Origin of the sequence: Pantoea sp. AN62 (assembly GCF_050432985.1) — a bacterium.
GTDB classification, from domain to species: domain Bacteria; phylum Pseudomonadota; class Gammaproteobacteria; order Enterobacterales; family Enterobacteriaceae; genus Pantoea; species Pantoea brenneri.
In genome coordinates, this window is the sequence record NZ_JBNPYB010000034.1 from 1 (window position 1) to 9,836 (window position 9,836).

The window sequence follows — 9,836 nt, forward strand, 5'->3', positions numbered from 1 at the left end:
ACAAAGGCTGGGATGCCAGAAAGCGTGCGTATTGCCTGAAAATCCAGCCAGCTACAGGGTCGTTCGCAAGAAATCTTATTTATTCAACAAAGCCTAATATAGCGCTAAACGGACATACTCAGGTGCCGCCATGAAGAAAAACAGCACGCCGACACCGCATGATGCGGTCTTTAAAACATTCCTCTCGCACCCGCAGACCGCGCGCGATTTTATGACGCTGCATCTGCCGCCCGCGCTGCTGGCGATTTGCGACCTGTCGACCCTAAAGCTTGAGTCCGGCAGCTTCGTTGAGGATGATTTGCGTCCCTATTACAGTGACGTACTTTACTCTTTGAAGACGGACAAAGGTGACGGATACGTTCATGTCCTGATTGAGCACCAGAGCTCACCGGACAGGCATATGGCATTTCGCCTGATGCGTTATGCTGTGGCCGCGATGCAGCGCCATCTGGATGCCGGGCATAAAACCCTGCCGCTGGTGATACCGGTGCTGTTTTATCAGGGCACGCGTAGCCCCTATCCTTACAGCATGAACTGGCTACAATTGTTTAGTGAACCGGAAACTGCCACGGCACTTTACAGCAGCGGGTTTCCGCTGGTGGATGTGACCGTCATCCCCGATGAGGAGATTATGCAGCACCGCAGCATGGCCGCGCTCACTTTGCTGCAAAAGCATATCCGTCAGCGCGATCTGAAAGAGGTGTTGAACCAACTTGCCCTGCTGATGGCTGCGGAATTCATGACCGGACAGCAGCTGCATGCGCTGGTAAACTATATACTTCAGGCCGGTGAAACAGCTGATGCTGGCGCCTTTATTCGTGAACTGGCGCAGCGAGTACCACAACATGAGGATGAACTAATGACAATTGCACAACAGCTTGAGCAGAAAGGTCGGCAAGAGGGCTTACGTGAGGGCATACAAGAAGCCAGTCTGAAGATCGCTCGTAATCTTTTGAAAAGTGGCATGGATATTCAGTCTGTTATGAATGTAACCGGCCTGAAAGAGGAAGAGCTGAAGCAGATTCGTCATTGAATTTAACCGTGCTTAATTTTGAAACAACGTACACAGGTCCCCTTTGTTTGTTAGCTAGCGCAGCATGCACATAATGAGAATCAAATGATGACAATTGCACAGCAGCTTGAGCAGAAAGGATTTAGGGAGGGGTTTAGAGAAAGCTTCCGAAAAGGTATACAAGAAGCCAGCCTGAACATCGCCTCTAACCTCTTGAATAATGGGTTTAAAACTCAATATGTTTTGCAAGTCACCGAACTGACTGAGGAAGAGCTTACTCAATTCCTTAATAAATAATGTATAAAAAAGTTCAGCCAAAATCTGTCGGTCAAACGAGTACGCATATAATCGCCAGACCTTATAGCTGAGGATCTGAGAGAATCTATATAAATGGTTTCCTCTTTCTGCCCGTCATTTCCAAAGCTAAAACCTAAGTATTATAACGCAATCTGCTGTTTTAAATGGATAATATTCCCTTATCCACAGAAAATGGGGATAGCCTGTGTACGGTTAAGTATAAAAGCTGATGGATGTTGAGATGCCACCGCTCTCTGGCACCTGCATCAGGATTTGTCTCTATCCGCGCTTAAAATTTCAGCTTATCTGCCGCCTTACGTAAACGCTCATCTCCGCGGCGGTCATATTTCTGCGTCGTGGTGACGCTGGCATGCCCCATCGCATCCCGGACGGTAATCAGATCTTCTCCGTTATCCAGCATCATTGAGGCAAAGGTGCGGCGCAGATCATGCGGCGCGCAGTTATCAATACCGCTTTCAGTGCGGCGCTGGCTCAGAATGTGATAAACCGCCTGAGGCGTCATGCGCTGAGAAGTGACATCGTCACCTGCACGAATACGGGTAAAGAGTGGTCCATCCTGTTCACCCCTGATGGTATCCGTCCAGCTATGAATGCGTTGCCAGACGTTTTCCGGCATAAACGCCAGCCGCTCTTTGTTGCCTTTTCCCCGCACAAGCAAAGCCTGTTCCTGATGCAGGATGCTGGCGTAGTCCAGATCCACGACTTCAGAACGGCGAAGACCACAGCCCAGCATCACCGCCAGCATGGCGGCGTCGCGCGGGCCTTTACAGCCTGCGTCCTGTTCACAGCTGCGAAAAAGCGCGTGGATTTCCTGTGGCGCCAGCGCACGACCGCGCGTTAGGCGGCTTCCCCGCACCGCCCGCACCGAGAGGATCTGCTGATAGCTCTCCGTATCCATCTGCTTCATCATCCACGCTTCTCGGGCAGTGCCTTTCAGCGCAGAGAGGTAAGTATTGATGGTGGCTGGCGCCCGGCCGCTGACCTGCAGCATTTCCAGCAGGCCGCGAATATGGTGCCGGCGCAGACTGCCCCAGGCGCAGCTCTGCAGTGAGGTAAAGCCGAGCATGCCCGCCACGATATTCAGAAAAGACTTCATTGTCTGCCGGCTGGCGGCGGAGGAGAGCCCTATCAGATAGGCCTGCGCCGGATTGAGCGATGTGCCGCTGTTGATGGCCGCCAGGGCGAAGGCGTCCTGAGCTTCTGCGGAAGAAAGAGACAGCTCGCGTGGGGCAAGGCTGTTGTCGACAGAGTCGGTCATGTTGATCCTGATGGGGTTGGCAGTCTGGCCGCGCGATGAAATCTGACCGGATTATCCCCTGCCAGTTGGATTCTGGTAAAGCTACTTTTTCAAACATATATTTTAATAAGTAGCGTGGGGCCTAAAGAGATTTGAGATTCAACTATATTTGAAACTGCTATGACAGCTTTCTCATTGGGCATTACTATCAGGCCTCCTCAACCAATATGTTTTTGATTTTCATTATGTTAAATGTAGTATCCATTAACAGCCAAGTGTTAGAAGATTTATTACCATCCTGCGAATTCATAGAATAAAGATATTTTTATATATGACGACACTAAATCATAATACAATATCAGCGGCGATTTTGATTGAGGTGGTAACGAGAAAAGTTGCGCTTTTACGAGTAAATACGTTTTAGGGTTTAACAGCTGATAAATAGAGTTTTAGCAAGGGGGTGTTATGAGCGTTACCATATTCCGGCGAATAGGTGGAAGAGTTGTTCCCCTAATCGTTGACGAAGAGCGGGTATCTGAATACAGCATCTCTCAGCATCAACATATCCCAAGGCATTCGATTAAGAAAGATCGATTCGATACTATAAGTTCTTTTACCATACCGAATGCTACCTGCCAAAAGTGTGGGGAAGAGGTTTTTTATTACGAAAATTCAAGAGGTTCTCGCGTCCTTTTTGACGCCCTTGGCCCTCCTTGGCCAATTCATCCATGTTATAGCAGCAATCTCGCTGTGAACGATAAGAAAGCAGTGCCAATTTCAGCAGGATGGGAACCGGTACTTATCGATAAATGTGTGAAAACAAGTAGCGGTGGAATTCGAGTTCAAGGCTACTTGAATGGGATAAAAATAAGGTTTTCTTTTGAAGAATGTATTTTCATAAAAATGAATTTAAGTTTAGAGGATTGCTATAATCTGATAGTTTTTGCAGAAGAAAAAAAAGAAAATACAGCTCACAACAGGAAGAAGGATTTGGGATAGTTATTATGAAGTTATATCTGTGATGGATGTTTCAGTTTCAAAACCACCTAAAGGAATAAAAATCATGCACGTATTATAGTAAGGGGAAAAGAAAATACAGATGCAGAGGTCATTTAAAACGGCAACCCCGTCATACTGTATTCACTTGAGCCTGCTAGTTACCGTAAATACTTCCTTAATGAAAGTACTTTGATAATAAAAAGTTATGTTACTGAATCTGGAGAGAGGATTGATAGTGCGCGGTCTACATCAAGTGGCACGTTTATTCTTCTAAGTAAGATATCAAAAAGCATTCAATATCTAAATAATTGTCTGGGCGAGAATGGTAACAATGAATCGCAAACTAAACTGGGCATTAATGAAATTGATGAGTTGTCAATATCGATATCACATTTGGCAATATTAAAAGAGCTAGATGCAGTGAGCTCAATACTAATTTCAACGCTTATTAAAAACACTTTTCATATTCATTACGTGATTACTGATGCCCAATATATCCAAAATTTCTTTTATTTAAAAAATAGGAAATCAAGCGCCTTATTTAATAATAATCACACAGTCATAAAAAGAGGAGAGGAGGTGTTTCTTATGATATCCGAGCAGGAATCTATAGCAAGCCTGTTATTTCCTGTTTTGTTTGTCGACAAAATAAAAGCGATGGAGATGATCAGGTTAACGCCGGAATATCTTTCATCAGTACATAATAGGTCGAGTTGGAGCAAGAAAAAATCAATTGCAAAGAGGGTTCATGAAGAAAGCGCAACTACAGTCAGGATAAAAAAGAAGAAAAAAATATCCACCGAGGAAAAAATAGCATGCTATGGCCGCCAAGTTTGGCCTTGTTATTACCTTTCCTTTCCATTTGTTTATGAAACCTCCTTGGCAACATTTTCAAAGCGAAATTTTAGGATAATTAATAAAATGCTGCATCCAATATCTACTTGATATATTAGTGTTTTAACTTAAGCCCTCTCTGGTCTTGACATAGCGCATTATCCATCTTGTAGATATTTATTTGCATTAGGTTATTTTTTATAATTCTAACCGCTCATCAGCATCCGGCCACTACTTAAATTTTTAAAAAGAAAAATTTATTATAAGAGTTATACAAAGTCAGGATCGAGTGCGGGATCTCTGCAGCCGATGGATACTGCCCGGCTTGACTGTTTTGTACAAAAAACGGGCGGTGCTACGTGAATTCTGGCGGACTCACCCCCTGCTTTTTCTCAGAATTCACGTAACGCTGCCGGGCCCAGTTTGGACGATAACTGAGCATAAAATGGCTGATATTGTCGGGTTTGGCTATATGCATTCTCCGGTGGGATGGTGAAAGATGATATGGCCGAAAAAAAACCACCGCCTTTATGCGCTCTTGCGATACGTTTTCACTTAATACCTGGCGGCAGCTGCGGAGGGTCTGTTAGTGTTGCTCGCTGGAAAACCGGCAGTCTTTCCTGCGCACAACGCCGAAGAATGTGCGGCACTACTCGCTTCATCTGCAGGCTCCCGGCCGGGCCGTGTCCACTTAATCCACCCATGCGGTACTTATTTATATGTTACACTGTAACGCCAGGCTGGTGCCGATTTCTGTCTTCTCCGACATGGTATACGTCTGTAAGAAGATTAACCGTGCGGCGTTTGGCCATATCGTTCTGGTTGTGGACCGGACTAAAACATCCTGTAGTCGGGCGGTCTGGTTAAAGCGCCCAGCGCAAAGCCGTCTCTCCGACTGACCGAACGGATAGCCGCCGCGGGTCTGGCCGGCAAACCTGACGCCATGCTGTTTTGTTCGGTTCACCGTTTAAACAGGATCACCGCCGTACCGGGCGTTTGCCGTATTCCCTTCTGGCCCAAAGCCTTCTGCTAAGATATGGGAAGTTACCGCTCACCTCATCACCGCATTAGGAAATTAAAGATCTGACTTCTTACCAGCCTGGTAATTTGTCCTGCATCATAAGATGGGACAGTTCATTAATGCTTAAAGCTTTCTCAAAAGCCTGGCAGGATTGCCTGCATACACGCCTTTTACCAGCACAGGCTTTATAACCATGCTGCCTGCACCTATCACCATTTCCGTTGTTAAAAGTGTTGCTCTACTACCCACTGCTACCGCGTACTTAATACGATATGTACCCAGATTTCTGCAGAAGCATCAGGGCCGCCACTTTTGAAAAGGCCGTTCGCAAAGATTACCTCATCCCGGCCATTATCTGACCGGGCGATAAGAATGGTTTATGCCGGATAAGTTATCTGTTCCGGTTGGCGCTGCATAATGATATTACCGTGGCGAATTGAGGTCAGCACTTTTGCCTGACCGCACACTGCTTCGTAGTCGTTTTCCGCATCGAGAATAAGCAGGTTAGCCGGTCTGCCTTCGGCAATACCATAACTGTCGCCCAGGCATAGCGTTCTGGCACTATTATCGGTAATAAAATCGAGGCAACGTTGCAAATCTTCATATCCCAACATATGGCAAATATGAAGTCCAGCATCGAGGACGCGCAGAATATTCCCGTTCCCCAGCGGGTACCACGGGTCTTTGATCGAGTCCTGAGCAAAGCAGACATTTATTCCGGCCCGGTCGAGCTCTGCCACCCGTGTGACACCGCGCCGTTTTGGCCAGCTATCGAAACGCCCTTGCAAGTGAATACTCTCTGTCGGGCAGGAAATAAAGTTAATCCCTGAGTTTTTCAGCAAGCGGAAAAGCTTAGAGCAGTAGGCATTGTCGTATGAGCCCATAGCACATGTGTGGCTGGCCGTAACTTTGGCGCCCATTCCTCGTACACGGGCCTCTTCTGCCAGCATCTCTAAAAAACGGGATTGCGGATCATCAGTCTCGTCGCAGTGAACGTCTACAAGGCGACCATAGCGTTCAGCAAGATCCATCAGAAAAGTGATTGAGTTCGCGCCCTGGTCCCGGGTATTTTCATAATGGGGAATCCCTCCCACGACGTCTGCTCCCATTTCCACCGCTCGGATCATGAGTTCGCGTCCGTTCGGGAAAGACTCAATACCTTCTTGTGGAAAAGCAACAACTTGTAGATCAAGAATGTTCGCGACTTCCGATTTCACCGCCAGCATGGCTTCCAAGGCGGCAAGCGAAGGTTCGGTGACATCAACATGTGTACGTACATGTTGGATACCGTTATCGCGCAGCATAGCGATTGTCGCCAACGTTCGTTGGCGGGTATCCTCTGCGGTCACGGTTTCTTTGCGCTGGCTCCAACGGGCAATTCCTTCGAACAAGGTACCGCTCATATTCCATTCCGGTTCGCCGACTGTCATTGCATAGTCCAGATGAATATGTGGTTCAACAAAGGGAGGAATAATTAGCTTATGTTGCGCATCAATATCGTCCACCGTCATGTCTGGCGATGTGGTCTGGCGGATAATGGTTTTGATTACGCCTTTCTCCAGTTCGATTGAATATGACCCTTCCTGATGACGTAAGCGTGCGTTGATAATTTTCATAACTTTTTCCATAGATAGTTTTGTGACATGCGCCAAATCACAAGCGCGACAGAGGCGTTCAGTTGAAAATGGGGATGACTGACCTGGTAGCCGGTCAGTTTTTCTATACGTTGCATACGCTGATGTAAGGTATTGCGGTGTATTCCCAGTCGTTCAGCCGCTTTCACTACGTTACCGCTTTCCTGTAACAGGATTTCCAGCGTCTCCATTAATAAATACGGTGCTTTCCGGTCAAGCTCTGTCAGGCAGCCAAGGGTGTCATGCATAAAATCCGTAAGTAGTGTCGGATCGCCGACAGCGGAAAGAAGCTTGATAAAACCCAGTTGCTGGTAATCGCTGATACGCTGCGTAGGGCGCAGGCTGTCCGTCAGATCCAGTGCCTGCCGGGCCTGGGTGAGTGCTTTGGCATAACCCTGCAATTGCCGCACGGGAGCAGAGAGGCCGCACAGTAATGACAACGTACTGTTAGCTTCTGCCAAAGATTGCAGCCAGTGCTGAAGCCATTTTTTCTGAATGTAAAAATCACCATCGTTATCGGGCAGCAGAAATATAAACATATTGTTGCGCTCAATAAGCGGATACGGATTTTCTTGTTGGTTAAGCTGCTTTTGTAACTGTTGTCGAATGGTTCGCCGAGTTTGCTGTAACCAGGCTTCTGCTTGTTCTGCAGGAAACTGGCGGAACAGCTGTTGTATTCCTTCGAGGCGTAAGACTGCCACCCTGAGTGGTTTTGTAAGATCCAATTGCTGGTGCAAAGCGCGCTGCTGGATAATATGAAGGTCGGGATAGTCGCCGGTCAGAAGTTGCAGCATGATATCGCGACGTGACTGGAGCGTGTTTTCACTGCTAACCAGCGCAGTGCCGATCCGCTCCGTCACGATCACCATTTTCAGTAAATAGGGCTGCTCAATCAGCGGAATGCCGAGTTCATCCGCTAGTGTAATAACGCGCGCGGGGATCTCGTTGATATAGGCACCCCCGGTAAGGATAACCAACCCGGCAATAGCGCGCTGTTTTCCTTCCAACAGCAAATTAACCAGATTGTCTTCATCTCGCGGATAATTAACGCCGGTTATGAACACCAGTTCTCCACCCATAATCCATTCGGAAATCGTTTCATTTTCAGCCAGGTAGTACCAGCGAACCGGCAGATGCAATCCTTGTTTCCCCGCACGCAACTGAAGAGCAGAAAGCTCCTTGAGAGCAAGAATTTCGTTTACCGTCATGCTCATTCCTGTTGCTCCGCGACAGCACCGACCACTCCCCGACGTTTGCTGAGGGTAGTTAGCGCAATATAGGCTGCAGCCGATACAGTAATTCCTATCAATGGCGCCACCCATGATGAGAAATACGCCACTACTGCTCCTGCGGCATAAGCGCAAAGTCCCGACCAGTTAAAACGTGGTAACCGGACGGAGTGAATGAGTGGATAACGACCGTGGCGATGGAACCAGTAATCAGCAAGGATAACGCCGCCAATCGGTGGAATGATGCTGCCAAGCAGAACGAGAAAAGGAATCAATATTTCATACATTCCGCCAACAGCCAGCAGAATACCTACTGCAGCAGCAGCCACCGTCAGGGTACGACGGCGCTCGCTACGAAACAGATGACAGGCGGCGGCAGATACGTTGTAAATCGTTGGTCCCTGAATAGTTAACAGGTTAAGACACAGCATAATAACGGCAGCGACAGAGAGTCCCTGAAGCACTAAAATGTCAACGATATCAGCCTGTTGATAGACAATTGCACACCATGCCCCGGCAATGATCATCAGGCCATTGCCCAGCAGGAAGCTCATCATGCTTGAAATAATTGCCGTACGGCTGGAATTAGCCAGTCGGGTCCAATTAGTCACTTGGGTCGCACCACTGGCAAATGTTCCAAAAACCATCGTAATGGCCGCGGACCAACTCATAGTTTCTGTTGGTTCGATTTTCTTCATTGCCTGCCAGCCGCCAGCATGATGAGTTGCAATAAGCATCGCCACTATCAACAAAACAAACATTAGCGGGACTGAAATACGGGAAAGAGCGTCCAGGCCTTTGTAGCCAACCAGGGCGGTAATACAAAAAAGGACACCAAACAGCACCATCAGGGGCATGATGAGCGTGGAGGGTAAATCCATAATTTTCACTAAAGATATAGCAACCGTTGCTGTACCCCATGCATACCATCCCAGTTCGGCGAAACCGAGAATAAAGTCAGCCAGTTTGCTGCCAACCTCCCCAAAGCAGAACCGTCCCATCAGGACTGTATTAAGCCCACTGCGCGCTGCTATCCAGCCCAGCGATGCGGCGTACAGAGCCAGCAGAAAATTACCTGTCACTGCAATCCACAACATATTGTGGATAGAAAAAGAGAGGCCTAATTCGCCACCAGCGAACATCGTGCCGGTAAAAAACGTAAAACTAAATAACACCATCGATATGGAAAAAATGCCTTTACGTCCCGAGGCCGGAGCTTCAGTGAGGGGGAAATCATTGTCTTTTGACATTATGAAACCTCTAATATAGTGATGCAGATAGGATCAGTATCCTCATAGCAAGAGGTATGCCAAAAAAACACAGGCAAGCCTTACAGAGTAAAGTGTGCAATATGCACAAAAAGAAGAGGGAATTAACGATATTTGGAAGGTTTCAGTGCATGGTGCAAATGACTGCACCAGAAAAGTGCCAAAAAAATAACGGTTCATACTTTTACACGGCTTTGTTGAATAAATCGAACTTTTGCTGAGTTGAAGGATCAGATCACGCATCCTCCCGACAACACAGACCATTCCGTGGCAAAGCAAAAGTT

At 47.3% G+C, this 9,836-nt stretch carries 8 protein-coding genes; 4 read left to right on the forward strand and 4 right to left on the reverse strand.

The window, feature by feature from the left end; all coding sequences use genetic code 11:
- The first annotated feature begins 130 nt into the window (after positions 1 to 130).
- Both FHW04_RS23170 and FHW04_RS23175 read left to right on the forward strand, forming a co-directional pair.
- A complete protein-coding gene (locus tag FHW04_RS23170) occupies positions 131 to 1,033 on the forward strand; it encodes an Rpn family recombination-promoting nuclease/putative transposase (protein ID WP_089562610.1) in 903 nt (300 codons plus the stop codon).
- Positions 1,034 to 1,117: 84 nt separating this feature from the next.
- A complete protein-coding gene (locus FHW04_RS23175) occupies positions 1,118 to 1,309 on the forward strand; it encodes a hypothetical protein (RefSeq protein WP_089562611.1) in 192 nt (63 codons plus the stop codon).
- A gap of 289 nt (positions 1,310 to 1,598) precedes the next feature.
- On the opposite strand, the gene FHW04_RS23180 is transcribed toward FHW04_RS23175, so the two are convergent.
- Entirely contained in the window at positions 1,599 to 2,588 is a 990-nt protein-coding gene (locus FHW04_RS23180) for a tyrosine-type recombinase/integrase (RefSeq protein WP_089562612.1), read from the reverse strand.
- 444 nt (positions 2,589 to 3,032) lie between these two features.
- On the opposite strand from FHW04_RS23180, the gene FHW04_RS23185 reads away from it, so the two are divergent.
- Positions 3,033 to 3,566: a hypothetical protein gene (locus FHW04_RS23185; protein ID WP_128088301.1), complete on the forward strand. Its 534-nt coding sequence runs from the start codon at positions 3,033 to 3,035 to the stop codon at positions 3,564 to 3,566.
- Positions 3,567 to 3,755: 189 nt separating this feature from the next.
- Positions 3,756 to 4,511: a hypothetical protein gene (locus tag FHW04_RS23190; RefSeq protein ID WP_089562613.1), complete on the forward strand. Its 756-nt coding sequence runs from the start codon at positions 3,756 to 3,758 to the stop codon at positions 4,509 to 4,511.
- A 1,287-nt stretch (positions 4,512 to 5,798) separates the two neighbouring features.
- On the opposite strand, the gene codA is transcribed toward FHW04_RS23190, so the two are convergent.
- Genes codA through codB form a run of 3 tightly spaced genes read right to left on the reverse strand, consistent with a single transcriptional unit; the run spans position 5,799 to position 9,534 of the window.
- A complete protein-coding gene (codA, locus tag FHW04_RS23195) occupies positions 5,799 to 7,037 on the reverse strand; it encodes a cytosine deaminase (RefSeq protein ID WP_089562614.1) in 1,239 nt (412 codons plus the stop codon).
- Entirely contained in the window at positions 7,034 to 8,269 is a 1,236-nt protein-coding gene (locus tag FHW04_RS23200) for a PucR family transcriptional regulator (protein ID WP_089562615.1), read from the reverse strand. The genes codA and FHW04_RS23200 overlap by 4 nt, the downstream gene beginning before the upstream one ends.
- A complete protein-coding gene (gene codB, locus FHW04_RS23205; RefSeq protein WP_089562616.1) occupies positions 8,266 to 9,534 on the reverse strand; it encodes a cytosine permease in 1,269 nt (422 codons plus the stop codon). Before codB ends, FHW04_RS23200 begins: the two co-directional genes overlap by 4 nt.
- Between the last annotated feature and the right edge of the window lie 302 nt (positions 9,535 to 9,836).

What these genes read in the sequence shown, in the direction of transcription:
- FHW04_RS23170 (WP_089562610.1), top strand. Translation starts at nt 131, where the DNA reads ATGAAGAAAAACAGCACGCCGACACCGCATGATGCGGTCTTTAAAACA.
- FHW04_RS23175 (WP_089562611.1), top strand. Translation starts at nt 1,118, where the DNA reads ATGATGACAATTGCACAGCAGCTTGAGCAGAAAGGATTTAGGGAGGGG.
- FHW04_RS23180 (WP_089562612.1), bottom strand. Translation starts at nt 2,588, where the DNA reads ATGACCGACTCTGTCGACAACAGCCTTGCCCCACGCGAGCTGTCTCTT.
- FHW04_RS23185 (WP_128088301.1), top strand. Translation starts at nt 3,033, where the DNA reads ATGAGCGTTACCATATTCCGGCGAATAGGTGGAAGAGTTGTTCCCCTA.
- codA (WP_089562614.1), bottom strand. Translation starts at nt 7,037, where the DNA reads ATGAAAATTATCAACGCACGCTTACGTCATCAGGAAGGGTCATATTCA.
- FHW04_RS23200 (WP_089562615.1), bottom strand. Translation starts at nt 8,269, where the DNA reads ATGAGCATGACGGTAAACGAAATTCTTGCTCTCAAGGAGCTTTCTGCT.
- codB (WP_089562616.1), bottom strand. Translation starts at nt 9,534, where the DNA reads ATGTCAAAAGACAATGATTTCCCCCTCACTGAAGCTCCGGCCTCGGGA.